This is a genomic window from Terriglobia bacterium, from assembly GCA_020072815.1.
Lineage (GTDB): Bacteria > Acidobacteriota > Terriglobia > Terriglobales > Acidobacteriaceae > Angelobacter.
Map to the genome: position 1 here is coordinate 31,766 of JAIQGE010000014.1, position 26,379 is coordinate 58,144.

19 protein-coding genes and 1 tRNA gene are annotated in these 26,379 nt (G+C 61.1%); 11 read left to right on the plus strand and 9 right to left on the minus strand.

What is annotated here, in order from left to right:
• Positions 1–82 precede the first annotated feature (82 nt).
• The 5 genes from LAO20_17470 to LAO20_17490 all read right to left on the minus strand — a co-directional run bounded on the left by LAO20_17470 (position 83) and on the right by LAO20_17490 (position 5,238).
• Complete coding sequence (locus tag LAO20_17470; GenBank protein ID MBZ5533223.1) at positions 83–463, minus strand: ankyrin repeat domain-containing protein; 381 nt, start codon at positions 461–463, stop codon at positions 83–85.
• An 879-nt stretch (positions 464–1,342) separates the two neighbouring features.
• A complete protein-coding gene (locus LAO20_17475) occupies positions 1,343–2,500 on the minus strand; it encodes an ABC transporter permease (GenBank protein ID MBZ5533224.1) in 1,158 nt (385 codons plus the stop codon).
• On the minus strand, positions 2,493–3,458 hold the full coding sequence (locus tag LAO20_17480; GenBank protein MBZ5533225.1) for an ABC transporter ATP-binding protein: 966 nt from the start codon (positions 3,456–3,458) through the stop codon (positions 2,493–2,495). Before LAO20_17480 ends, LAO20_17475 begins: the two co-directional genes overlap by 8 nt.
• The gene (locus LAO20_17485) at positions 3,455–4,543 is read right to left on the minus strand and encodes an HlyD family efflux transporter periplasmic adaptor subunit (GenBank protein ID MBZ5533226.1); all 1,089 of its coding nucleotides are present in this window, start codon (positions 4,541–4,543) and stop codon (positions 3,455–3,457) included. The genes LAO20_17480 and LAO20_17485 overlap by 4 nt, the downstream gene beginning before the upstream one ends.
• A complete protein-coding gene (locus LAO20_17490) occupies positions 4,540–5,238 on the minus strand; it encodes a TetR/AcrR family transcriptional regulator (GenBank protein MBZ5533227.1) in 699 nt (232 codons plus the stop codon). Before LAO20_17490 ends, LAO20_17485 begins: the two co-directional genes overlap by 4 nt.
• A 231-nt stretch (positions 5,239–5,469) precedes the next feature.
• Between LAO20_17490 and LAO20_17495 the strand changes: the two genes are divergently transcribed.
• The 9 genes from LAO20_17495 to LAO20_17535 all read left to right on the plus strand — a co-directional run bounded on the left by LAO20_17495 (position 5,470) and on the right by LAO20_17535 (position 15,462).
• Entirely contained in the window at positions 5,470–6,282 is an 813-nt protein-coding gene (locus LAO20_17495) for a L,D-transpeptidase (GenBank protein MBZ5533228.1), read from the plus strand.
• Between the two features lie 376 nt (positions 6,283–6,658).
• Complete coding sequence (locus LAO20_17500) at positions 6,659–8,257, plus strand: hypothetical protein (GenBank protein ID MBZ5533229.1); 1,599 nt, start codon at positions 6,659–6,661, stop codon at positions 8,255–8,257.
• 55 nt (positions 8,258–8,312) lie between these two features.
• Positions 8,313–9,539 (plus strand): hypothetical protein, encoded by a 1,227-nt coding sequence (locus LAO20_17505; protein ID MBZ5533230.1) that lies wholly within the window; start codon positions 8,313–8,315, stop codon positions 9,537–9,539.
• On the plus strand, positions 9,502–10,947 hold the full coding sequence (locus LAO20_17510) for an ABC transporter substrate-binding protein (protein ID MBZ5533231.1): 1,446 nt from the start codon (positions 9,502–9,504) through the stop codon (positions 10,945–10,947). The genes LAO20_17505 and LAO20_17510 overlap by 38 nt, the downstream gene beginning before the upstream one ends.
• A 3-nt stretch (positions 10,948–10,950) precedes the next feature.
• Positions 10,951–12,735, plus strand: coding sequence for a HAMP domain-containing histidine kinase (locus LAO20_17515; protein ID MBZ5533232.1), 1,785 nt, complete (start codon positions 10,951–10,953; stop codon positions 12,733–12,735).
• A 32-nt stretch (positions 12,736–12,767) separates the two neighbouring features.
• Positions 12,768–14,147, plus strand: a complete 1,380-nt coding sequence (locus tag LAO20_17520; GenBank protein MBZ5533233.1) for a sigma-54 dependent transcriptional regulator — start codon at positions 12,768–12,770, stop codon at positions 14,145–14,147.
• Between the two features lie 88 nt (positions 14,148–14,235).
• A complete protein-coding gene (locus tag LAO20_17525; protein MBZ5533234.1) occupies positions 14,236–14,736 on the plus strand; it encodes a hypothetical protein in 501 nt (166 codons plus the stop codon).
• Positions 14,737–14,776: 40 nt separating this feature from the next.
• Positions 14,777–15,343, plus strand: coding sequence for a hypothetical protein (locus LAO20_17530; GenBank protein MBZ5533235.1), 567 nt, complete (start codon positions 14,777–14,779; stop codon positions 15,341–15,343).
• Positions 15,344–15,386: 43 nt separating this feature from the next.
• A tRNA-Ile gene (locus tag LAO20_17535) sits at positions 15,387–15,462 on the plus strand.
• Between the two features lie 5 nt (positions 15,463–15,467).
• Here LAO20_17535 and LAO20_17540 read toward each other — a convergent pair.
• Positions 15,468–16,670, minus strand: a complete 1,203-nt coding sequence (locus LAO20_17540; GenBank protein MBZ5533236.1) for an aminotransferase class V-fold PLP-dependent enzyme — start codon at positions 16,668–16,670, stop codon at positions 15,468–15,470.
• 198 nt (positions 16,671–16,868) lie between these two features.
• Here LAO20_17540 and LAO20_17545 point away from each other — a divergent pair, with 198 nt between their 5' ends.
• The gene (locus tag LAO20_17545; protein ID MBZ5533237.1) at positions 16,869–18,185 is read left to right on the plus strand and encodes an APC family permease; all 1,317 of its coding nucleotides are present in this window, start codon (positions 16,869–16,871) and stop codon (positions 18,183–18,185) included.
• A gap of 373 nt (positions 18,186–18,558) precedes the next feature.
• Here the strand turns inward: LAO20_17545 and LAO20_17550 are convergent, their stop codons facing one another.
• The gene (locus LAO20_17550) at positions 18,559–19,899 is read right to left on the minus strand and encodes an amino acid permease (GenBank protein ID MBZ5533238.1); all 1,341 of its coding nucleotides are present in this window, start codon (positions 19,897–19,899) and stop codon (positions 18,559–18,561) included.
• Positions 19,900–20,165: 266 nt separating this feature from the next.
• Between LAO20_17550 and LAO20_17555 the strand changes: the two genes are divergently transcribed.
• Entirely contained in the window at positions 20,166–22,757 is a 2,592-nt protein-coding gene (locus LAO20_17555) for a diguanylate cyclase (protein MBZ5533239.1), read from the plus strand.
• A gap of 56 nt (positions 22,758–22,813) precedes the next feature.
• On the opposite strand, the gene LAO20_17560 is transcribed toward LAO20_17555, so the two are convergent.
• Positions 22,814–23,215 carry a DUF3224 domain-containing protein gene (locus LAO20_17560; GenBank protein MBZ5533240.1) on the minus strand — a complete coding sequence of 134 codons (402 nt, stop codon included), beginning with the start codon at positions 23,213–23,215 and terminating at the stop codon, positions 22,814–22,816.
• 284 nt (positions 23,216–23,499) lie between these two features.
• Positions 23,500–26,355: a carboxypeptidase regulatory-like domain-containing protein gene (locus LAO20_17565; protein MBZ5533241.1), complete on the minus strand. Its 2,856-nt coding sequence runs from the start codon at positions 26,353–26,355 to the stop codon at positions 23,500–23,502.
• Positions 26,356–26,379 lie beyond the last annotated feature (24 nt).

The window sequence follows — 26,379 nt, forward strand, 5'->3', positions numbered from 1 at the left end:
GCAACTAGCACTCAGCATTCTGTCTCTTGTTTTCTTGGCCCCGTCTGCTCGTCTCTTATCTTTTATCTTTTAGCTTTGGAGCTTAAGCCGGCAGCGACTGCAGAAACTGGATGACCTCGGCGGCCTCTTTGACTCCGTTTTTCGCGCCCATCTGCGCGTGCACCAGCAGCGGGATGCCGTGCGGCCCGCGGGCGTGTATCTGGGCCGGCTGGGCCTTCAAATAGGCTTTCACCAGGTCCAGGTCGCCGAGCATGGCCGCCACAAATATGTCCATGCGCGCGCCTTGGGAGATGAGGAAGTCGGCAATGTCTTTGCGGCCCATGTGACCGGCCCCGCCGATGGCTTGCTCAAAATCACCTCCGCCCCAGTCCCATGTGGCGTTCACCAGGCCGGGTTCAGAGGCCAGCATGGATTTGGTCTTATCCAGGTTCACATGCGCGGCCATCACAAATTCCTTGACCATGTCCGCTTGGAGAGCTGGGGGACGCGCAGGTTGGGCCGAGGCTTGCGGGGCCGCTGTTTGAAGAGAAGCCGCCTGCGGCGCGCTGGACGCAGCTTGGCTGGGTGCTGTGCTGCCCGATTGTTGGAGCGGCCACGCATGGCCGGCCAGACCGTCGCTCACTAAACCCAGTAACCCAACTGTTCCTGCCAGCGTGAATGTTCTGCGATCCATGAGAAGTCTCCTGGTGAATTAGACGCAGAGACAGGCGTTTGGTCAAGAACCGGGGGGCAGAGTGGCGTTCCGGAAGCGAATCGCTTTATGGCGCCTCCGTTTCGCTGCGCGCCAGCCCGCGGCGTGCGGAGATTGAGTTGATCGGCACTTTTCGGCACGGCTGAAGCCGATGCCCTGATACCGAAACCAAAATCGCAAGACAGAAGAAAGTTGTTCCGCCGACCCAAGACTGGTGTCTCAGCTAATAGAACGATTCATCCTTAGTTCATCCTGAAAAGATCGGCTGCGCGGCTGCTGGGTGGCTCCCAGCAGCCACATTTTTTGGGTATGTCCCCCGAGTATTCGGGGTGCCTCCCCCGAATATTCTGACATTAGAATTTTCCTGAAGAATTCTGTTCCACCCGGACAGGTTGTGGGGTCTTACTAATCGACTCCTTGAGATTTGCCCCTCAAATGTGCTCCTCATAGGCCGTCAGGGACCGGAAGCCCTGGCGGCCAAATTTTTTGGAAGCAGCCTTTAGCACTTAGCCATTAGTACATAGCAAGCAGCCTAGGGGCTCGTTCTTTTGCAAGACGCGATCCATCCAGTCTCTGCTCAGGGCGCCAATGGTTCGAGAACACGAGGCTCAAGCTAAAGGCTAATAGCTAAAGGCTAACGGCTGCCCTTCCTCACACCACCATCCGCTCGAACTTTCTTGCCGCCAGCAGGAGCACGCCTACGCCCATGATCGCCAGGACCAAGCCGTCCAGCCAGAGCTGGGGAAAGCCGGCGCCGCGCAGGATGATCCCGCGAAAAATGTTGATCATGTAAGTGGCCGGAACAAAATTGCTGAGCATATGGAAGATGGTCGGCATAGTCTCTCGCGGGAACACGTAGCCGGAAAGAAAGATGCTGGGCAGCATGAGCGCCATGGAAGCCTGAATGGCTTCAGCCTGAGTGTTGGCGCGGACGCTGATCAGCATGCCGATGGCCAGATTCACAAACAAGTAAATAGACGTAAGGCCCATCAGCAGCAGCACGCTGCCGTGCACGGGCACGCGAAAGACCACGCGCATGAAGGCCAGAAGAATCAGCATCTCGCCCAGCCCCATAAAAAAGTACGGCATGATCTTGCCCAGCATCAGGCCCAGCGGACGGACGGGCGTGACCATCAACTGCTCCAGTGTGCCGCGCTCTTTTTCGCGGACCACGGAAAACGCCGTGAGCATTACGGTAATCATCAGCATCAGCACGGCGATGAGTCCAGGCAGAAAGAAGTTGGGCGAGCGCGAATCCGGATTGAACATCACCTTGGGCCGGATCTCCATGGATGGAGTGGCGCTCCCGCCTTGTGCCAGCACGCGCTGCAGCGACTGTTCCAGCCCGATGGCCCCGGCAACGTTTACCGCCGTGCCCGCCGTGGAAGAATCCGATCCATCCACAATCACCATGACCTGCGCGGTTTCGCCGCGAAGCAGCTTGCGGTCAAAATCCAAGGGAATTTTCAGTCCGACGCGCGCCCTCCCGGAAACCATCTCTTCGTTCAGTTCGCGGTCCGAGTGGACGTACTTGTACACCTTGAAAGTGTCAGAGTTGATGAAGTGGTTGATCAGGTCGCGGCTGGCAGAGCTGCCGGTCTGCGTACCTTCCATCACGCCGCTCTGGTCGTACACCGCGGTATGCACCTGGCGGACGTTGGTATCAATGGCCGCGCCCAGGATCACCATCTCAATGATGGGAACGATCAGCGCCAGCATCATGGCCATGGAGTCGCGGCGCATGTGCAGAGTCTCTTTGTAGAAGACGGCGGAGAATCCGCGGAACAACCTTTTTGCAGGATTAAACATTCGCCGCCTCCTGCGTCTGGCGCTTGTAGGTCAGTTCGACGAACACGTCTTCCAGGGTCGGCATAAGCGGGCGGACTTCCTGTGGCTCCACGCCGTGCGCGCGCAGGTCGCGCTCCAATTGCTGCTGGCTCACGCTTTCGTCCACCAGCGCGTGTATGCTGCGTCCAAAGATGGTGGCGCTCTTGAGATACGGCAGCTCGCGCGCCTTGCGCAAAGCGGACGTGACCTGCGCGGTGTCAATCTCAAACCGCCGCGTTCCGGCGGGCGAGGCTTCTGGAAGCTCGCGCAACTGGTCGGGCGTGCCGTCGGCGATGATCTGGCCGAAATAGATGTACGCCAGATGGCTGCAGCGCTCGGCTTCATCCATGTAATGTGTGGTGACAAAGAAAGTAATGCCGTGGCCGGAGAGTTCAAACAACAGGTCCCACAATTTTCGGCGCGCCACGGGATCAATGCCCGCGGTGGGTTCGTCCAGGAACATGATGGTGGGGTCGTGGAGCATGGCGCAGCCCAGCGCCAGGCGCTGTTTCCATCCGCCGGAAAGCCGCGCCGCCAGCCGTCCCAAATACGGTTGCAGCGCGTTGCGCTCGATGGTCTGATTAATTTTGTCTTCCAGGTCCTGGCCTTTCAGGCCGTAAATGCGGCCGTAAAAGCGGAGGTTCTCTGCGACCGTGAGGTCGTCATACAAACTGAAGCGCTGGCTCATGTAGCCGATGTTCTGGCGCACGCCCTCCGGGTCCTGGCGCACATCAATGCCGGCCACCGTGGCTTCGCCGGCGGTGATGGGCAGGATGCCGGTGAGCATTTTGATCATGGTGGTTTTGCCGCTGCCGTTGGGCCCGAGGAAGCCAAAGACTTCGCCACGCTCAACGGTGATGCTGGCTTGATCAACAGCGGTAAAGTCGCCGAACTTGCGCGTCAGGTTATGCGCGACGATAGCTGAGCTGGCGGGGCTCATTTCGCCTCCAGGAACACCACATCGGCCTGCACGCCGGCGCGGAGTTCGTTGGACGGGTTCTCGACGCGGAGCTTCACGCCGAAGACTTGGTGCTGGCGCTCGTCGGCGGTCTGCACGTTGCGCGGAAGGAACTCGGCCTGCTGGCGGATCTGTTCCACGGTGGCGTTGAAGGCGCGTTTGCCGAAGGCGTCCACGCGGACTTCAGCCTGTTGGCCTACGCGCACGCGGCCAACGTCATTCTGCGGAACGTAAACCATGGCATAAAGCTGGTTGGCTTCCAGCAGCTTGGCCACAGGAGCGTTGGCCGTGACCAAGTCGCCCGGACGCAGGTCAAGAACTTCCACCATGGCCGCGGCCGGCGCGCGGACTTCACGCTCCGCCCAGCGAGCTTCGGCCTGCGCCAGCTCGCCTTGCGCGCGGACCACGTCCGCACGGGCGGCGGCAATGTCTTCACGCCGTGGGCCGCGTTCTATCAGATCTTTTTGCGCCTGGGCTTCGCGCAGATGCGCGCGCGCCGCAGTCACAGCGTTTTCAAGCGACCGCACTTGCGCGCGGGCCTGGTCCAGCCGGGCCTGCGCGTCGTCACGCGACTGGGGAGAGAGGATCCCCTGGTCGGCGAGAGATGAGGTGCGCTGGTAAGTCTGCTCGGCGTTGCGGGCATCCGCTTTGGCGCGCTGCAAATCCTGTTCGAGCTGGGAAATCTCTTCCACGCGATAGCCGGGAGCATGCTCGTCGGTCGCGGTGGCGGCGCGGGCTTGGGCAATTTCTTCCGGACGCGAGCCATGCTCCAGCTTCAACAGCGCAGCTCGGGCTTGCTCCAGGCGTCCGCGGGACTGCACCAACTGCGCGGCCAGCTCAGCGTCGTCAAAGGTGATGAGGAGCTGGTTGGGCTCCACGCGGTCGCCTTCGCGCACCAGGACTTTGGTTACCCGTCCGCCCACCTTCGATCCCACCGTGATGTTGCGCGCCTCCAGCGTGCCGGACGCGGTGATGGCCGACGAACTGGAGCGCCACCACGAATAAGAAAAGCCCCCGGCCACGCCCAGAGCCACGATGCCAGTCAGAATCAGGATTCCGCGTTTCATAAACTTTCCCTCTTATCGCTACTCTGCTTTGCGTTCCCTGGTTCCGTTCTTTTTACTGACGGAGTCCCCGCGCCGCTCCAGAAGATTTCCAGCGTAACGTCCACCCAGGCCAGCAGGTCTTCGCCGGAAGTGAACGACCAAAGCAGCTCGGTGCCGAAGATGAACTGTTGCAAAGTGCGGCCAAGCACCGCAGCCGGGATGTCCGTGCGCACCTGGCCGATTTTTTGCCCGTGCTCCAGCAGGGCGATGATCGCCTGCCGCGCCTGCCGCAACACGGTGGCAAACCGCTCGCCCATGACGGGGTCGGTCAACGCCAGGCCAAACACGTTGCGGATGATCTTGGGGCTGCGCACCATGCTGTTGAGCAGGCGATGAGCAAACGCGCGCACCGACGACGGTATGTCCGTGGTCTTGGCCGCGCCGGCCTCCAGCTCCACAAACTGCTGTCGGACCGAATCGAAGATGGCCAGCAACACGGCTTCCTTGGCAGGGAAGTAATTAAAGAAGGTGCCTTTGCCCACGTCGGCGGCTTCAGTGATGTCTTCCACGGTGATCTCGGCGTAGCCGCGCGTGCTGATCAGTTCCATGGCGGCGGCGAGAATGCGTTGCTGGGTTTCTACGCGACGGCGTTCGCGGCGTCCCGGCTCGGGTGCGCTGAGATCGTCGTGGGCGAGTTGGTTGGTAAGATCCGACATGAGATGACTATAGATCATATATGACTAACAGTCAAATACGACTAAACATATATTTATGACCTATGGTCTTGGTAGATTCGGCGTGTCGGAGGCGCTGTGTCGGGTTTCACACAGTGTCAGTTGCGGGACACGAAGACTGTTCGTTGTCGAGATTGTAAAGGACTATTTTTCAATGTTTTGAGCGTTGGAGCCCATCGTGCATTTTCTCCCGAGCGTGGGGAGGACAAAGCGATGCGGCGGCTCGTAGCAATCCCAATCAAAACTTCAGCGGTGGCGGCGATCCTGTTAGCGGGGGTGGTTTATGTGGCAGCGGACGTCCGGCAGTCGGTAGCTCGGCGGCAGGAACGGCAAGCAGTCAGCACTCAGCAGTCAGCAGTCAGTCAGGTTGTGGGCAAGCAATCTGAGAGAGAGAAGACCCAAGACCAGAAAACCCAGAATCAGAAAGCCCAGCGTCAGCAGAATGATGAAGTGGCGGCGGAGCGGCAAGCCGCTCAGTTTCCTGCGCAGAAGCCTGCCAAGAAATCCAGCGACGGACACACCCGCCAGATCGTAATCAGCATCGCCGACCGGCAACTGGCGCTGCTGGAAGACGGCCAGGTGGTGAAGACCTACCCCATCGCCGTGGGCGCGCGCGTATCACCCAGCCCGGACGGCGACTTCGTGATCATCAATCGCGCCAAAGATCCCGCGTACAACAACAAAAGCAAAGGCACCATCGTGGAGCCGGGAAAGAACAATCCGCTGGGCTCGCGCTGGATGGGACTGAGCGCCCGCGGGTACGGCATCCACGGGACCAACGTTCCCAGCTCCATCGGCAAGGCAGCTTCGCACGGCTGCTTCCGCATGCGCAAGCAAGACGTGGAGGACCTCTACAGCCGGGTGAAGGTGGGCGACACGGTCGTCATCCGTCGGCAACGCGACGCGATGATCGCCCGCGTCTTCTCGCACGACTCGGCTCCGGTGGTAAACGCTGCCGTTGAGGTCCAGGTGGCTTCCGCGGCAACGCCGGCAGCGACCACGGCAGCGGATGCGACGGAGCGGTAAAGCAACAGGAGATTCACCGCAAAGGACGCAAAGGGCGCAAACGAAGTAAGAGTCGCAAAGCGAAATTCAGAAGGCAAAGCCGGAGTAAAGAACGCTCACCGCAGAAGGCGCAGAGAACGCAGAGGAAGTTGAGGGCTGCAAGTCGAAGTTCGAAAGCAAACGCAATGACGAACGCGCCGCAGAGATCGCAGAGAACGCAGAGAGCCAGCAGATCAAGTGGGACAGGAGAGGTGGACTCACTTGCCGGGAAAGTTGGTGGTTGCAGACTACCCAGAGCACCCCGGCAGGCGTCCAGTGCTCCTCCGCTGGGGTCTGTTGTTCTCTGCGTTCTCCGCGGACTCTGTGGTGATTGAGTTCGCACGAAACGGAGATTGCGATGCTGTTGTTGAAGTATTTGCTGATGATCACCGGCTGGGGCCTGCTGATGGCGGCCGCGGCCAACGTTGCCAAGAATCTTTACAAAGTTGTCCAGTATCACCGCCGGATGCGACCTATAGCTCCTCTTTCTGGCGCGCCGCCATTACCTGATGGAGGCGTTGCCGAAAGACCGCACCTGAACTGGACCACTGCCAAATGGGCATTTCCTGCGGCTTGGCTGCCGCTCATTCTCGCTGCGAGCATAGTGGTGGTGCCCAGCGGGATGGGCGGCATCAGAGTGAGCCAAACCGCAGGGACACGCCCAGGTACGCTGTATCCCGGAGTGCACTGGACATTGCCGTTGGTGGATTCGGTGGTGCTGTATGACATCCGCGACCAGGTGTTGACCACTTCTTCCTCAAGTCGCGACGGCCTGGCCGGCGAATCCGGAGCAGAAAGCAAAGATGGGAAGAGCAAGAAGGCGGACGCGTTGAAGGTCCAGTCGAAGGAAGGATTGAGCATCGGGTTGGCGATCACCGTCCGCTACAAGCTTGATCCCAAGCGGCTGGATTTCATCCACGCCAATTTGCCGCAGCCGGTGGAGAAAGAAATTGTCCCGCCGGTGGTGTCCAGCGTGTTTCGCGAGCTGGCGCCCAACTACACGGTGCGCGAAGTCTTTGCCACCAAGCGCGAAGAAATCCGCCAAGCCGCGGCGGCGCGCATCGCAAAGAAGCTGGAGTCGGACGGAATCATGGTAAAGGAAGTCATGCTGCGCGACGTCCAACTCCCGGCCGAGTACGCCCGGGGACTGGAAGGCCTGCTTCTGAAAGAACAGCAGAACGAAGGCATGAGCGTGGAGACGGAGATGAAGGCCAAGCAGGTGAAGATCGCCGAACTGGAAGCCGAGGCGGCCAAGATCCAGCAGATCAGGCAGGCGGAAGGCGCGGGCCAGGTACGCGTGCTGCAAGCCAAGTCGGAAGCTGACGCCATGCAATACACGCTGCCGCTCAAGCAAAAGCAAATCGAGCAGTCGCGCTTGGAAGCGGAAGCGCAGAAGGAAGCCACGGTGAAGTCCGCGGAAGCTGAAGCCCAAGCCAAGGTGATTGACAGCAAGGCCGAGTTGGAGCGGCGCAGCCTGCTGGCCGACGCTGAAGCCGGGCGCATACGCAAGGTGGCCAGCGCGGACGCCGAGCGCATGAAGACCGAAGCCACGCTGCTGAAGGACAATCCGCTGCTGATCAACAAGATCATCGCGGAAAGAATGTCTGACAAACTGCAGATCATGATGGTGCCGTCAGACGCGCGCATCTTCTTCAATGACGTGCTGAAGAGTGGCGTTTCATCTCCGGATGCGGGAAGCAATGCAAAGCAACCCGCAACGCCGGCGAAGACGACGAGTCATCCGGCACGGACCAGGCGCAGCCCAGCGCACCTGTCCGCAGCGGGAACCGCAAGAGCTGGGGGCACAAGTAGAAGCAGCTCTTCGGCGGTCTGCAAGGAAAAGTTTCCACCGGAATTCCTGCCGGACGCCATTTCCGCCGAGATGGCGTCCGGTCCGGCGGAAAAATTCTATGGGCGGGGCCTGATGAACCCAGTGGTTCACTCACCTTTTCCCTGATTGCCAAAGCTCCGGCTTCCAGTTCTAATGAAAGGTACTTCGATCCTCAAATCCCATGCGGAAGACAGCATCTCATCTGCTTGTTGTCGCGACGTTGGTTTTGTTCGCGCCGGTGTCCAACACGCGCGCCGGGGCTTTGTCGTCGCAACAGGATTCGCCGTCCTCTCTGGCTGCTGCCGCCGGCGAATTTGCGCAGCAGATTCTTGCCCGCACCGGACCGCTAGCCGCCGTGGCGGTGAGCTTCCAGAACACCTCGTCGCTGGCGCCGGAATCGCAAGAAGCGGTGCAGAACGGTGTTTTCACCGTGTTTCGCAATGCCAATGTTCGACTCGTCAAAGCCGAACAAGCGCAAGCGGAAATTGACATCAACCTTTCGGAGAATTGGCAGAGCTATGTGTGGATTGCCACCATCCGGCAAGGGCCGCGCAGCCAGGTGGTGATGAAGCAGACGCCGCGTTCCGAGCGCGCACCGGCGCCGCGCGCGCCGGCGCTGACCATCCGCAAGAATGTGGTGTGGCAGCAGGACTCGCCCGTGCTGGATTTTTATCATGACAAAGACCATCTGGTGGTGCTGGAGCCGGACCAGGTCGCGATTTACTCGCAGGATGGCGAGCAATGGCGTTTGCGCTACACGTTGGGGGTGACGCATCCGGGCGCGTGGCCGCGCGATCTTCGCGGACGGCTGCAAGTAAACGGCGCGCAGGTCACGGCGTTCCTTCCCGGCTTGCGCTGCACCGGCGGCAGCTCTCCGCCGTCTCTCGACTGCCACGCCAGTGACGATCCCTGGCCCGTGGACCATGGCGCAGTGGTCGCGTTTTACAGTGCGCGTCGCAACTTCTTCACCGGTTTGCTGGCTGGACCGAGCGCCGGGGCTTCCGTAATTTCATTCTTCTCGGCGGCGGCGTGGCAGAACGGCGACGCGCGGCAGTGGCTCTTTACCGGAATTGACGGCCGCACCCGGCTTTATCAATACGAGCTGACCGCGCCGGTGGCCGTGTTCAATGCCTGGGGCAGCAACGTGGCGGCGGTGCATTCCAACTGCGGCGCGGGTTGGCAGGTGCTGGTCACCGCGCCCACCGATTCGCTCCACCCGGACAGCGTGCACGCCGTGGAGATTGTTGACCGTGGAGCCTTGCCGGTGAGTTCGCCGGTGGAGTTGTCCGGTCCGGTGGAAGCCTTGTGGGCTGCGGGGAAAAACGGCGAACAGGCCAACGGCGTAATGCGGTCATTGACCACAGGAAAATATGAAGCCTTCATTCTTACGGTTAGTTGCGGCCAGTAGCCTGCTGCTGATGGCCGCGGCGGCGCAGGCCGGTTCGCGTCCGCGCTACGGCGGCGAGGTGCGCGTGCTGCTGCATGACCGCGTGGCGTCGCTGGACCCGGCTGGGGAAGACGATCATCCGGCATCGCGCGACCGCATAGCCGCGCTGATTTTTGAGACTTTGACCGACGTTGACGCGCAGGGCCATGCGCGTCCCCGACTGGCCAGTTCCTGGCGATTCGATGCCGGCAAGCGCACGTGGACGTTCCGCCTGCGTTACGCCAACTTTCATGACGGCGCGCCGCTGGCCGCAGCCGACGTGGTTGCCAGCCTGGCCAAGAGCAGTCCTAATTGGAAATGTACGGCCGTTGATCGCCAGACCGTGAGCATTGAGACGCCGTCACCCGTCACCCGCTTGCCGGAACTGCTGGCGCTGGAGAAGTACGCCATCGTCAAGCGAATGGGAGACAACACCCTGGTGGGCAGCGGGCCTTACCGACTGAACGAATGGAAGCCGGGCGAGCGGGCGCTGCTTTCCGCCAACGACGACTACTGGGCGGGCCGCTCATTTCCTGACATGATTGAATTCATTTTGGGCGCGACGCTGCGCGACCAACTGGCGGAACGCCAACTGGGGCCTTATTCCGCCGCCGAGCTTACGCTGGACCAGACGCGCGCGGTGGAATCGGCCAACCAGAACATTTCTTTGTCGCGGCCGTCAGACCTTCTGGTGGTGCTCTTCTTCCAGCCAGACCTCGCGGCTTCTTCGGCCGCCCCGGCGAAGAAGGCCATTGATCCCCGCGTGCGCGAAGTGCTGGCTTATGCCCTGAACCGCGGCGCCATCAACAACCTGCTGCTGCAGAAGCGAGGCGCGCCGGCGTCCGGGCTGCTGCCGCAGTGGCTCACGGGATACGAATTTCTTTTTCCCGGCAGCTTTGATCTGGAACACGCCAAGCAACTGCGGCAAGAAACCGCGGCGTTGGTGATTGTTCCGCGCATCTCGCTGGCGTATGACTTCGCCGACCCGGTGGCCAAACTGGTGGCTGAGCGGATCGCACTGGACGCGCGCGAAGCCGGGCTGGTGGTGCAGCCGTTCGCTGAATCTCATGTGAATAGCCGCTCGGCGCGAGCGGCCATCAACGCGGACGCGGTGCTGCTGCGTATTCCGCTGGCTTCGCTGGAGCCTTCGGTCGCGCTGGCCGCGGTGTCCGATGAGCTTGGCCTCAGCGACGCGTCGGCTGCGGCGCTGAGCGCGTCGCGTCCGGAGGATGTGTTCGCCGCCGAGCAGAAAGCGCTGGAGCGCTTTCGCGTAATTCCCGTCGCGCACATTCCGCAGGTGCTGTGGTTGAATGTCGGCATCCGCAACTGGCAGCAGATGCCCAACGGCTCGTGGGCGCTGGACCAGCTGTGGACGGAAGGAATCAGGTAACGCGTGTCATTGCGGACCAAACTTCTTCTGGTGGTGGCCATGGGCATTGCAGCCAGCGTGGGCGCCGTGGCCTGGCTGATTGAAGAGCGCGCGCATGAGGCGTTTCGCCAGGTGGAAGAAGAACGGACCGCGGGCCTGGTGAACCAGTTTCGCCGCGAGTTTGACCACGAAGGCGAAGAAATTATTCACGGCGTGGAGACCATCGCCAATTCTGATTCCATGCTGCGCATGACCACGGAGATCACCAACGGCGCGGACGTGGCCGTCTACATGAACGAGGCCGCCGGGTATGCTGCCGCGCAGCGCCTGGATTTTCTGGATTTCATCTCGCCCGACGGCACCATTATTTCTTCCGCGCACTGGCCGGCGCGTGTCGGCTACAAGCAGCGGTGGTTTTTGGATCCGGCGGTCCCGCTTCCGCAGCCGGCCTTTCTCCGCCACGTGGAAAACCAGCAGGGCAGCACGCTGGCCATGCTGTGCCTGCGTCCGGTGCGTACGCACGGCGCGAATTACTACCTGGTCGGCGGGCGTCGCCTGGACGCGGTGCTGAAATCGCTTTCGCCACCGGAAGGGGTCCGCGTCTCCATTTACAGCGTGCCGGAGCAAGGACCGCCGGAGGTCCTGACCTCCACCGCGCCGGGCGCGGCGAAAGACACGCTGGACGTCAACAAGTTCATGGCCACCATCCAGAAGTCCATCGCGGAAAACTCCGAGCAAGCCACCACCGTGGAGTGGGGACGGGCCATGCAGTTGGAAGAGATTGTCCACGTGATTCCCCTGCCCGGTTATTCCGGCAAGGTGCCAGCGGCGCTGCTGGTGGGCAACTCGCTGGAGCAGGAGCTGACGCTGGAAAAACGTATCCGCAATATCAGCCTGATCATCGCCGGCGTGGGCGTATTTCTGGGCGTGGTGATTACCGGTATTCTGACCACGCGCATGAGCAGTCCGGTGAAAAAGCTGGCCGCTGCCGCGGCCCAGGTGGGCCAAGGCAACTGGGACGTGCGCGTGGACGTGAAGTCGAAGGATGAAGTGGGCAAGCTGGCTGTGGCCTTCAACAAAATGACGGAAGAGCTGATGGCCCAGCGCGAACGCCTGGTGCAGAGCGAACGCGTGGCCGCGTGGCGCGAGCTGGCGCGACGCCTGGCGCATGAACTCAAGAACCCGCTCTTTCCCCTGCAGATCACCGTGGAAAACCTGCTGCGCGCGCGGGAAAACACTCCACAGGAGTTTGACGAAGTCTTTCGCGAAAGCACGGCGACGTTGCTGGCGGAGATCGCGAACTTGAAGACCATTATCGGGCGCTTCAGCGATTTTTCGAAGATGCCCGCGCCGCAACTCCAGGCCGTGGACCTGGACGAACTTGTCCGCAGCGTGGTCCAACTCTTTCAGGGCCAGCTTACGCGCGGCGCCAACAAGATTGAGCCGGTGCTGGATCTGGGGAGGCCGCCGCAGATCAGCGGCGATCCGGTGCTGTTGCGGCGAGTGATCGAGAACCTGGTGCTCAACGCCATTGACGCCATGCCCAAAGGCGGCAAGCTGACGTTCCGCACCGCCGCCGACGGCAAGTTCGCGGTACTCGATGTCTCCGACAGCGGCACCGGTCTGACGCAGGAAGAATGCGAGCGCCTGTTCACGCCGTACTACACCACCAAGCAGCACGGGACGGGGCTGGGCCTGGCGATCGCGCAGTCGGTGGTGAGCGACCACCAGGGACGCATCAGCGTGAGCAGCCGGAAAGACCAGGGAACCACTTTTCATGTAGAGTTGCCGTTGTGGAATAGCGACTAGTCGCTAGCTGCTAGCCGCTAGTAGCTTCATTTATGAAAGCCTCACTCCTCATCGTTGACGACGACGCCAACACGCTGGCGTCACTTTCCCGCGCCTTCCGTCTGGCCGGGCATGAAGTCACCGTGTGTGACAATCCGGTGCGCGCGCTGGAGATGGTCAAAGCCGAGCCCTTTGACCTGATCTTCTCTGACGTGGTGATGCCGGTGATGGACGGCCTGAAACTGCTCGAAGCAATCCGCGCCGCGGGCGTGGTCACGCCAGTGGTGATGATGTCCGGCCAGGCGCACATTGAGATGGCGGTGAAAGCCACGCGCCTGGGCGCCATGGATTTTCTGGAAAAGCCCATCTCCACGGACAAGCTGCTGCTCACGGTGCAGAACGCGCTGCGCATGGAGCGGCTCAAGCAGGAAAACCAGCAACTTCGCCAGAAGCTGGGCGGCGACGGCATCGTCTACACCGGAGAGAAGATGAAGCGCCTGCTGGCCCAGGTGGACCGCGTGGCCGCCAGCGAAACGCGGGTGTGCATTCTGGGCGAGACCGGCACGGGCAAAGAGCTGATCGCGCGGACCGTCCACGAGAAGAGCAGCCGGCGGGAAGGCCCGTTCATCACGCTCAACTGCGCGGCCGTCCCGGCGGAGCTGATCGAGTCGGAACTGTTTGGCCATGAGAAAGGTTCGTTCACCGGAGCGGCGGGGCGGCACATCGGAAAGTTTGAGCAGGCGCACGAAGGCACGCTGTTTCTGGACGAGATCGGCGACATGCCGCTGGCCATGCAGGCCAAGCTGCTGCGCGTGCTGGAGCAGGGAGAAGTGGAACGCATCGGCGGCGACAAGCCGGTCAAGGTCAACGTGCGCGTGGTGGTGGCCACGCATCGCAACCTGGAAGAGCAGACGCGCCAGGGCGGGTTCCGCCAGGACCTGTTTCATCGCATCTTCGTGTTTCCCGTGGTGCTGCCGCCGCTGCGGGAGCGTCCGGAGGACATTCCGGCGCTGGCCGCGCACTTTGCCGCGCAAATTACAAAACAAAATGGATGGAAAGACGTGACGTTCTCTCCCGACGCGCTGCAGGCGCTTCAGGCTTACGCGTGGCCGGGGAACATCCGCGAACTGCGCAACGTGGTGGAGCGCCTGCTGCTGTTCGCCGAATCTGACACCATCACCGCCGCCACGGTGCAGACCGCGCTTCCGGGACAGGCGTCGGCTTCAGGAAGCGCGGGCGGCATGGCCTTGGCGTCCGGGTCAGGGACGCTGGCCGAACGGGTGGAGCAGGTGGAGCGGCAGATCATCCTGGAGGAGATCAAGCGGCAGAACCATCACATCACCAACGCCGCCAAGGCGCTGGGTCTGGAACGCAGCCACCTTTATAAGAAGTGCCAGCAGCTGGGGATTGATCTGCGGGAGATGCGGAAGTAGAAAAGCAGCTCTTGGCTTTTAGCCATTGGCCTTTAGCTCTTGATGCTAAGCCTTGGCTCGTGGCTGACTAGCGAGAACGAGAGACCACATGGCTGAAGTACAGAGGACGTATCCCGAACAATTTAACGAGCGCGATCTTTTCGTGCTTGAACTGGAGAAGCCCGAGGATTTTCCCGAACAGCTGGCTTTGTCCAGTCCGCGATTCGCGTGCTTGCTGGTCTGGGACGCGCGCGAATCGGACGAGGTTCGCGTGGGACAATTGGCGCGCAAGCTTCTCAGTGCAGGCGCGGTGTACATTTGCATTTGGGGTCCGGATTGCCGGCGCGTCCATGAAATTATCGGGCGAACGCCGGTCGCCGCCGCTCCTGCGCCCGTGGGCCGCGTGGCCGTGACCAGTGGCGACGCAAAAGTGCCTCTGGCCGAAGCCATCTGGGACATTCTTTACGGCTCGGTGCCTGACGAAGCGTTCGCCGCAAGCTGTGGCTCAACGGTGGGCATCACGATCGGCCTGCCGGCCCGCGCGGCGGAGGTTCGCGCGGCATTTAAGGATCCGATTGGGTTCAACGCGCGCCTGGTGCATCCGAGTTGACCCTCGAGCAGCAGGCAGCGTGCGGAAAAAGCTGTTCGCCATGAAATACCTCAAATATCTGGAGGAGCGAGATTGGGATGCGATCGATCCCAAACTCGCAGAACGCCAGAACGCTGCATATCGCCGTCAACTTTTGCGGTTGCAGCCTCGATTATCGAAGAAGGCATGGAACTACTTCTGGCTTGGTTTTGCGGAAACCGGGATTCACGACGCACGGTTGATAGCGCTCAGCGCCGGCGATGGGCTTACTCGGTTGCCCCGTTTGCTTGGCGCACCGAACCTGCTGAGTATCAAGGCGGAGTTCCTTAACCAGAACGGCAAGCTCCGATTTGCTTTTAGCTACTCGCAAATCAAGAAGTTCTCTTTCGATTTCGACGCAACTCTCGGGGCGTATTTCATCGAACTCTCGGGTGGAAAATACTTCTTTGACCGAAAGCACTATTTGAAAAACAACCACTTGGACCACGTGCTGGGCGACGAACTGTCAGCCGTGGACAAGACCTACTTGCGCCATGAGTTCATATTCGCTTCAAGCGCACGCATTGTGGTGGAAGCCGCAAGAATCTCATTACAGCGGAAGCGCGTCCAGCGTCTGCGTGCACGTTGAGGGATGCGTGGTTCGCGGAGAACGTTTAAACTAAGGGCGGTGGGGGCCTGTAGCTCAATGGTTAGAGCAGCAGACTCATAATCTGTTGGTTGTAGGTTCGAGTCCTACCGGGCCCACCAAAGTCCTACCGCGCTCCGGCCGCCACGCCCATCTTGCTGAGGATTTCGTCCACGGTCTGGATGGCGCGGTCAATTTCCTCCAAAGTGTTGTAGAAGTGCGGCGAGAAGCGCACGCCGGCGCGGGGACGGAAGTCCACCAGTACGTCGCGACGCAACAGTTCCTGGCAAACCTCCTGCGCGTTGGGCATATCAATGGCCACGGTGCCGCCGCGCAGCTCGGGGTCGCGCGGAGCGTTCACCTTCCAGCCGCGCTGGTCAGCCAGCTCGATCAGGCGCGCGGTCATGCGTTTGGATTTTGCGCGGATGCGCTCCACGCCGGCCTCGCGGATGATCTTGAGTCCGGGCATTGCCGTATAAAATCCCGGAACGTTGGACGTCCCCTGCATAAAGCGGAAAGGCTGCTCGCCGTACTTGCTGGGGCCAATCTCAAAGTCGAACGGGTGTTCGTGGGCGAACCATCCGGTGAAGGTGGGTTGAAGCTTTTTGGCCAGGTCCGGCTTTACATAAAGGTAGGAAGTGCCCGCGCCGCCGCAGAGCCACTTCAAAACGCCGCCAACGCAGAAGTCCACGTTGAAGTCTTGGACGTCGACGGGCACGTTGCCGAGCGACTGGAAGCAGTCCAGCACAACCAGCGCGCCCACTTTGTGCGCCTTCTCCACGATGGCTTTTACGTCCTTGATATAAGAGCTGCGGAAGACCACGTGCGAGATGGGGACCAGAAGAGTCTCTTCGTCAATGGCGTCAACCAGTCGGCCGGTGGGGACGTGGACGCCGTCGTCAGTGCGGACCATGTGGACGCGGGCGCCGCGCGCGCGCTGGGCTTCCCAGAAATACATAATCGAAGGGAAGTTCATGTCACTGTAAACGACCTTGTTGCGCTTGCCGCTGAAGTCAAAGCAACTGGCGATGACCGCTTGGCAGGAAGCCACGTTGAGCTGCAAGCTCACCGAGCCGGCGGGCGCGTTCATGATGGCGCCGATGGCGTCGCCCACTTCCTGGGCCATCATCCACCATTTTTCTTCCCAGGCGCGGACGCCGCGGGTGGCCCAGTCGTCACAGTACGAATGTACTGAGTCATACACGCCGCGGGGCATGGCGCCGAGCGAGTTGCTGATCATGTAAGTGGTGCGCTCCAGGATGGGGAACTCCGCTCGGAAGCGCAGCAGGTCGTCGTTTGGCGGATTGTTTCTCTGCCCGTTGTCGGTCATAGGAAAACAATTGTGCCTGAAAAAGCTCATGTTTGCACCTGGAGGGTTCGAGTATCGAAGAAGGCCAAGTATCGGCGAACAGGGCTTGGGCCGATGGGCAGCCGAGTCGAGTGACGCGCCGGCTCGCAAAAAACTTTCGTCCGCCGCGCGGTTTTTCTTTTGCACGCACGCCATGGATGCTATATTGCGCAAACTGCGATGCGAAAAACACAGACTGGTTCCAGCCGCAAGCTGACGGTGCTGTCGCTGGCGGCGGCGACGTATTTCATGGTGTCCGGCGGCCCGTACGGCATGGAGGAACTGGTGCAGGATGCCGGCTACAAGCTGGCCGTGGTCATTCTCTTTCTCACGCCGCTGATCTGGAGCCTGCCAACCGGGCTGATGGTGGGCGAACTGGCGGCCGCGATTCCAGCGGAAGGCGGCTTTTACGTGTGGGTGCGCCGCGCCATGGGTCCGTTCTGGGGGTTCCAGGAAGCATGGCTCTCGCTGGTGGCCAGCATCTTTGACATGGCCATCTATCCAACGGTGTTCGTGCTTTACCTGGGACGCCTGTGGCCTGCGCTGACAGCAGGTAACAGAGGCGTGGCGATCGCCGCCGCCATGATTGTTGTTTGCTTGGCTTGGAACCTCTTCGGCGCCAAGGCCGTAGGCGAAGGCTCCGTGTTACTGGGCCTGCTGATGCTGGCCCCGTTTGTGCTGATCACGGCATTTGCCTTTTTCCGCCACGTTCCGCTGGGCAACGCGCAACCGGCAGAGGGAAGTTTTCTTACCGGCATTCTGGTGGCCATGTGGAACTACATGGGATGGGACAACGCGTCCACCGTGGCCAATGAGGTTGAAGATCCGCAGAAAACGTATCCGCGGGTGATGATGCTGGCGCTGGGCGCGATCATTTTTTCTTACGTCATTCCTGTGGTTGCGGTTTGGCACTTGCACGTCCAGGCGGACATATGGTCCACCGGAAGCTGGGCCAGCATTGCCACCATGGTGGTTGGGCCGTGGCTGGGCTTTGCCCTGGTGGGCGCGGCCATGATCAGCGAGTTCGGAACGTTCAACTCACTGGTGATGTCGTATTCGCGGTTGCCCGTGGCCATGGCGGAAGACGGCCATCTTCCCAAGATATTTGCGCGCAAACTGAAAGACGGCGCGCCCTGGGTGGCGATCCTGGTTCTGGGTGTCGCGTGGGCGGCGTCCCTCGGGCTGAGTTTTGACAAGCTCATCATGCTCGACATTCTTCTTTACGGAGCAAGCCTGGTGCTGGAGTTTCTGGCGCTGATCATTCTGCGCATTCGCGAACCACAACTCTTGCGGCCGTTCCGCGTGCCCGGCGGAATGTTCGGCGCGATTGCCATTGCCGTAGGCCCCACGGCGCTGCTGGTCATCGCGTTGATCAAGAACCGCGGAGAACATTTGGACCTGTGGCGGATAGGCAGCGTAAGCCAACTGGGCTTCGGCATGGTGCTGATGGCGCTGGGCGTGGTCTATTACTTTGTGGCGGGAAGAGCCCGGAAATAGCTCTCACCACGGAGACACGGAGGCACGGAGAAAAAACCATCACTAGTCAGGAGGCGGGCGGCGGCACCCACGGCAGCGGCCAACAATCCCCCAGAAATAAGGGTTCCGCACTTCGCAATAAGGGCATGCCAGGGAAACGAGTCTCCACACAGATACACACCAAACCAAAGTCCACGCTCCCGCAAGATAAAAAGGAAGAGTCTCATTCTTGAGCACTGCACTGGAAAACACCGCAAAAAGCAAACAGATTGGCACAAAGCCCGCGAACAAAAGCCAACTGACGATTCGCGCTCGCTTAAGGGCCCGCCTGTTCAGTTCCATGACGCCTCCAGCGCCGATCCCAATGTGCTACGTGGCTAAGTTCCTCAGCGTTTTAAGGTTGTTGGATCTTGTTTCTCGGCATCAGGAAATACGCTCCACCCAAGATCAACAAATAAAACACCGCGCTTTGCGCCGCGACCTTTGCTTGCTGCACCCACCATGTGCAAGCGACGGTGGCGACAATCGCGATGAATCCCAGGAGCGAACCCGCGGCCCCCAGCGGGGAGCGCAATCCGATTTCCGCCAGTTGATCGCGCGTGATTGTTTTTCGGAAACGCACGTGGGCAAGAAGCGAGATCAGCCAGGCGATCATCCCGCCGACCAGCGCGGCGTTGATCATATAAAGATACGCGTGCTTGGTGCGAAGCTGCAGCAGAATAGCCCCGACAATGCCCAGCATCGAAACCAGCAGCGCGCCCATGGGCACGCCATGATGGTTCAGCACGCCCATAGGTCGTGGCGCGTAGCCGGAGCGGGCGAGCGAGAACAACATGCGCGACGTCACGTACAGGCTGGCGTTGGCGCCGGAGAGCGCGGCGGAGAGCACCACAAAGTTCATGATGAACCCGGCCGCGGGAATTCCTGAGACTTTGAACACGGTGACGAACGGGCTCTCGGAAACGCCGGCGTTTTTCCAGGGCATCACGCCCACCAGCACGGCCATGGCGCCCACGTAGATAAACGCCAGCATGGCAAAAGCGATGCGCGTGGCGCGCGCCACGTCGGCGCTGGAGCGGGCCTCGCCGGAGGAGACGGCCACCATCTCAATGCCGAGAAAACTGTAAAGCCCGAACGAAATGACGAACAGCGGCGCCGTCCACCCATTGGGTGCGAACCCACCGCTGGCCACGTACTGGGGATGGACTTTTCCGGCAAACAGCAGCGCTGCGCCCATCAGGATAAAAACAAAAATGGTGACGACCTTGATCAGCGCGAACCAATATTCGAACGTGCCGTAGTGTCCGACGGAAAAGAGGTTGATGGCCACAAGAAAGCCGCCAAAGACCACCATCCACACCACGACCGGCACGCCGGGAAACCATATCTGCATGTAGGTTCCGGCGGCCACCAGCTCAGAGCCAATGGCCATGACCACGGAAAACCAGTAACCGTAGCGGGCCACGAACCCAGCCCAGGGATTGAGATAGAGTTCGGCGTAAACGCCAAACGACCCGGCCGCGGGGTGCGCGGCTGACATCTCTCCCAGGGCCATGGCCACGGTGAATGTGATGAGCGCGCTGAGCGCATAAGTGACAATCACCGCCGGCCCGGCCACCTGGATGGCAGCCCCCGACCCCAGCAGCAGACCGGTGCCGATGGAGCCGCCCACGGCGACCATGGCCATCTGGCGCGCGCCCAGCTCGCGTTTCAGACCTTGTTCTGGTTCTGGCATCCGCAAATTTATATATGCAGCGCCGCCACAGCGCCAGTCATTCTTCGGGGAACCAGCTTCGCGTGCTCGGCCCTCCTCCCGTCAAAGCGGACAGGTTTAAGGGTAGCAATCACGCACGCTCGGAGCGTTACGCGGTCGTCGCGTCACGGAAGTTACCCCGGCAAGCATTGAGCGCAGCGCCAATTACGCATAGAATTGACCATACTCTCGTCCCCAGAAGGGTCTTGTTCCGATTTGCAAGAGCGTTTTCTGGGGCATTGGAATTCATGGCGGACATCTCCAAGCGGCTGGAAAAAGCGGAAAAGTACCTCCAAAAGGGCAAACCGGAAGCCGCCCTGGAGGAGTACCTGGCGATCCTGGAAGACGAACCCAGGAACGATCAAGTGCGCCAAACCGCCGCCGATCTTTGCCTGGCCCTGGGCCGCGGCGGCGAAGCCGGCAACCTGCTCAGCCAGATGTTCCAGCAGGAGATTGAAGCCGGCGACAGCGCCCGCGGCGTCGTCACCTACAAGAAGCTGGCCAAGATCTCCGTGCCCACGCCGGTGCAGACCTTCCACTACGCCCAGCTCATGGAAAAGAAGGACCGCCGTGAAGCACTGGAAGCCTATGAAACCGCGCTGGCCGGTTTCGAAAAGCAACGCAAGAACGCGCAGGTGCTGGCCGCGGCGAAAAAGATCGTTGAGCTCTCGCCCACCATGGAAAACCTGCAGCGCGCGGGCGAGAAAGCCGCCATCATGGGCGAAGGCCGCACGGCGTCGCTCCACTTTGTGCAACTGGGTTTGTTGAAAGATGAAGAGTCTCCCGGCACCGGCTTCGTCTGGTTTGAGCGCGCCTACAACCTTGATCCCATGAACCTGCAAGCGGTCTTTCTCTACAGCCGCGGCCTGTTCTCGCGCAACTCGCTGCCCGAGTGCATTGACGTCCTGACTCCCGTGGTGACCCGGTTCCAGAGCACGCCTGAGGTTCGCGAACTGTACGCGCACGCGCTGATGGCGGCGCGGCGTCCTGCCGAGGCTGAGCCGCTGGCCTGGGAGCTGTTCATCAAAGATCCCCGGCAACTGGAAGAAATTGCAGCGCTGGTGGGCGTGTATTTGGACATTGGCGATACCCAGGGCGCGCTGGACCTGGCCAAGCGGGTGGAAGACCATGAGACGCGCAATGGCCGCCGCCGCGAATTTCTGGCTGCCATGTTTGACATGTCTGACCGGCGCCTGCCCACGCTGGGTTTTGCCGAATACCTGGCCGCGCTGTTCAACACCGCCAACATGGAGCACGAGTACAGCACCACGCTGCTGAAGCTGTTTCAGCTGTACTTTAACGCCGGCCGCTTCGTGCAGGCGGGCGAGACGCTGGACCGCGCGGCGGAACTTGATTCCTATGAGGCCGGCCACGGCAAGCGTCTGGAGATGCTGCGCGGCAAGATTGATCAGACGCAGTACAACCGCATCGCCAACCGCTTCAGCAAAGTTGGCACCAAAGTGGAAGCGCCGGCGCGCCCTGAACCGGTCGCGGCGAAGACGACGGCAGCCAAGACCACCGGCGGCGAAGCCGAGCCTGCCGTGCTGGAAGACTTCATCCTGCAGGCGGAGATCTATCTGCAGTACGGAATGCGTTCCAAAGCCATGGAGCGGATTGAGCGCATCCATAAGCTTTTTCCTCGCGAAGAGTCAAAGAACGAGAAGCTCCGCCTTTTGTATCTCACCGCCGGCTTCACGCCGGTGTATGAGACCTCGGCTCCGACTGCGTCGGGCGCCAACGTTTGGCCCCCGGAGCCGCCCGCGGGCAAAGCGGTGGGAGCGGCCGCAGGTCCGCAGGACGAGAACGCGGTGGACAACTTTACCCGCGTCACGGAAATCACCCGCAGCTTCTATCGCCAGGCGACGGTGAAGAGCGTGCTGTTTACCGCGGTGAATGAAATTGGGCGGCATTTCAACGCCAGCCGGTGCGTCGCCGGACTGTGCACGCCGGGCAAGCCGCCTTCCGCGGCGCTGGAATATTGCGCGCCGGGCACCAAGCAGTCTGACGTGATGGCCATCGTCAAGCTCATCGCCTTGACGCAGACCCTGGCCGGCGCCGGCGCGGCTTCCATTCCCAACGCCGCCTCGGCGCCGGAACTCTCTCCCGTCAAAGAACATATTGAGGCGTTGAACATTCAGTCCCTGTTGGCCGTGCCGCTGCTGGATTCCGGCGAACAATCGGGCATTCTGATCCTGGAACAGACTTCGCCCCGACAGTGGCGGCAGAATGATCTGGTAGTGCTCAAGACCATGGCGGAACAAGTGGTGCTGGCGGTGAGCAACGCCCGCCTGCGCACCTTGATGAAGACCCTGGCCGTGACCGACGAGAAATCCGGCCTGCTGAAGAGATCGTCGTATCTCGACGTTTTGCTCTCTGAGGTGCGGCGGTCGCTGCAACAGCACACGCCGCTGACCCTGATGCTGCTGCATTTTGGCAAAGCGTCGGCCATGTTGAAGGAAATCGGCGAGGCCCAGGTGGAGAACATGATGCAGCAGGTGGGCCAGACCCTGGCTACCCACGTCCGCCAAAACGACGTGGCCGTGCGCTATGACCTTACCAGCATCGCCCTGGTGCTCTCCGACACGGCGGAGAAAAACGCTTTCCTGGTGGTGGACAAAATGCGCAAGGTGCTCTCGCCCATCCGCGTGCCAGGCACCGAGCGCGCGCCGGCCATCAGCGTCGGCATCGCGGAGGCCGTGCTGCAAGACCGCTTTGACGCCGTGGACATTGTCACCGAGGTGATCAACCGCGTGGAAAACGCCCTGGACCAGGCCCGCGCCGAAGGCGGCAACAAAGCCCAGGCGCTCGCGGCCAAGCTGGAACCGAACGCGGTGGCGTGAGGCGTGCAGCCTGCGCTGTGCACTCATAGGAAAACCGCGGAAATCCAAAAGTCGCCCTACTTCGTTTCCGGCAGCGTGTATTCGAAATCGTAGGAATGCTTCCCGTCGGCGATGATGATGTTCATTCTGCCCGTGAGTCCCACCAACTGCCCCGTGCCGGAGTCCGGGACCACGGTAATGTTCAATTGTTGGGCGCCGCCCGCCATGGTGCCACTATGCTGCAGGATGAAGCTGCCGCTGCGGCCTTGGAGTGTTCCCGTGACTTTCTCCATCGCCACGTAGCCGGCGGAGCCTTTCACCGCGGTGGTCGCCGTCAGCATCTGGCCCACGCTGGTGGCTTCCAGATCGCCGTGGATTTGCTTGTCAATGGTCAACCGGCCCAGTGACTGGTCTCCCGCCCGGTCGTCGGCTACGGGGACCACCTTTACTTCAAACTCTCCCTTGGCATGGTGGGTCATGAGGGCTTCTTTCTGGATGGGGCTTTTCGCCGGAGCTTGGGCGCGGATGTACCGCGGGAAGCCATAGCTAATGGACACAAATGTTGCGGCGACCACGATCATTGCAGTACGAACTCGGTTGTTCATGCCTGCCATGATCAGGCAGAAAGAATGGGCGCGTCAACAACGTCGGAACTTCGCGGGATTGAAATCCCGCGATTTCTCAGCCGTCCAACCTCGAATGGGTTGATGGTGTCTTGCCCTGTCTCTTCCTCCGCGTCTCCGCGCCTCCGCGGTGAACTTTCCTAGAACGCGAACATCACTTGCAGATCAACTCTGCGGTTGGCTGACTGCGTGTTGAACGGTCCGCCAGCCAAAGACGTTGACTCGCCGAACTTGGGCGAACTCAGGTTGCCGATGGGCGGAGCGGGGTTCACGTGGTTGAAGATGTTGCGCGCGTTGGCGCTGAACGTCAGGCTGTAGCGATTGGTGGTGGAGCGTTCGCCGCCCATGCCCATCGGTCCGCCACGAGGTCCGCCAGCCATCGGTCCGCCACCGCCGGGACCATGGCCGCCACCGCCGGGAGCTCCGCCACCGGGGCGTCCGCCGCCGTGGGCGTCCGGCGTGTGCTGCGCGCCTTGCTGTCCGGCTTGCTGCTGTCCTTGCGGCGCCTGCTTGTTGGCTGCGGTTTCCAGTTTGGGTCCCAGGCCAAAGGTCTTGCTCAAACGCAGGTTCAGCGTGAATTGTCCGGGGCCGTTGCCAAAGTTCATGGGGATGCGGGCCTCACCCGGCGCCGGCGCCACATCGAAGTTGCCAAATTGTGTTGTCCGCAAGTTCGCTGCGCTGGTAGCGCTGGTGGCAAACGCCGGCCGGTCATTGAAGATGGAGTCGCCGTTCAGGTCCTGGCCGGTGATGATGTTGAAGGGCGCGCCGGAGTTGACGATCATGAAAGGGCTCACGCGGAAGCCGTGCGGCATGGCCACCGTTCCGCCGACGAACAACCGGTTGCGCACGTCAAACGCCGCGCGCCCGTAGTCGGCGCCGATGTTGGCGGGGTTGGTGGGGAAGCTGCCCGCGCCGAACGCGTCGCTCTTGGCGAAACTGAGGCTGTAGAAGCTGAAGATGGTCAGCTTGGCGCCGGCGCGCACGTTGAAGCTGGCAATCATCTGGTTCTGCTTGTAGATGCCTTCAGAAATGTACTCGTAAGCCGGCGTGGCGGCGGGAACCAGCGCGTTGGTGTTTACGGAGAGAAACTGGTGCACGCCTTGCGAATGCAGATAGGTCACCGACAAGGTGGAGCTCTTGGTGATCTGCCGTTCCACCGACGCCGCCCCCTGCATGGTGTACGGCGCGCGCAGGTCCGGCGCGATCTTGTAAGTGGTGGAGCCGGACGCGCTCAAGCTGCTCAGCGACGGCAGCACCGGAAACGACGGGTTCTGCACCACAAACTGCTGCTGGTTCACGCCGTTGAGCCGTTCCGCCTGCAGGATCAGGTTCTGGCCAAAGCGGTCATAAAAAATTCCAAAGCCGGTGCGGATGATGGTTTTGGGCTGCGTGTTCTTCTTGGCGCCCACGCCCCAGGCAAACCCCACGCGGGGCGACCAATCGCCGTGATCGCCAATGCCGTTCTGGGTTTCAAAACGCAGGCCATAGCTGGCGGTCATGTTAGGACGGATTTTCCAGTCGTCTTCGGCGTAGATCCCGGCGTCCACGAACGTATTGGAGATCAGCGGATTCCCGGTGACGATGGTCAACTGGCTGGGCGTGCCGGCCAGAAACGCCGCCGGTGAGACGAATGTGTACGTGCCGTTGAAGTTGGCGCTGGAACTATTGTCCACGGACGTCGTGCGCAGCCGCCCGCCCAGGCGCATGAAGTGGTTGCCGCGGTTGATGGACGTGTAATTCTGCAGCTCGATGTGGTCGCTCTTAACGGCGCTGTTGCCGATCGCGTTTCCTCCGCCCAGGAACACGCCCAGCACGTTGATGGCGGGTCCGGAGGTCAAAGCGTTCTGATCGGTGTTGCTGTGTTCCCATTCAAAGCGCGTTTCGTTGATGACGTGCGGACTTATGATTTGCGTGTCGCTGAGCTGGATTTCATGCTCATTGCTGGTCTGGTTGAAAGCTTGCGAAGGAAGCGCGAGCTGGCCCACTCCGTTGTTGTCCTGCTGGTCGTGCGTGTACTGGTAGCGAACCATGAGCGTGTTGCTGGCGGCGAGCTGGAAGTCGAAGCGCGAACTGATGTTGGTCCGTATGCGCGGGTTGGAGACGCCAATCACCGGTTCGCCCGCCGCGGCAAACGCGCTGGGCACCACCACGGCGGCGTCGTTGATGTCGCGCCGTTCGAAGTTGACGAAGTAAGAAGCTTTCTTGCTCAGCGGTCCGCCCAGGTTGCCGTTGTAGATGCGCGAGCTGAAGTCCGGCTCGATGGCGGCAAACGGGTTCAGCGCGTCCAGAACGGAATGGTTGTCATTGTAGGAAAACTGCCCGTGGACTTTGTCCGTGCCCGGCTTGGTGAGGATCTCAATGCGGCCGAAACCCATGCGGTCATACTGCGCGGAGAATGGATTTTGGTTGATGCGGATTTCGCGAATGGACGACTTGGGCGGAAGCTGGCCGCCGGTGAATCCGTCAATATAAATCTGGCCGCCGTTCGGTCCCGCGGAAGGCCCGGCGAGGGCTTGCAACTCAGACTGCAGCTCGTCCGGATCGTCGGACAGCGCGTCCAGGTCCTTGCCGCTGATGACCATGGAACTGGCGTTGTTCTCCGGATTCACGTTCACTCTGGCGGCGTCACTCTGGACGTCTACGTGCTCTTCCTGGACGTAAACTTCCAGCGTGATGTCCAGCTTCTGGTCCTGCCCGGCGGCGACCACCACCTGCTGGGCGTGTGCGCGGAAGCCTTTTTCCACCACTGTAAGCGTGTACGTTCCGGCCGCCAGTTCGCGTACCTGATAGCTGCCAACGCCGTCAGACTTGGCGGTGATGGTCTGCCCGGTGGAGCTTCTCAGCGTAATCAATGCGCCGGGAATGACCGCTCCGGTCTGATCAATCACTTGTCCGTGCAGACGGCTGGGCGTCTGGGCCGGCAGCATCACGGCGGAAACCAGAAGAACGAAAATCATCAGCAGGAGCTTGCCGGCTCCTGCGGGCCAGAGTTTCATCCAATTTCTCCTCAAATTTGCGGG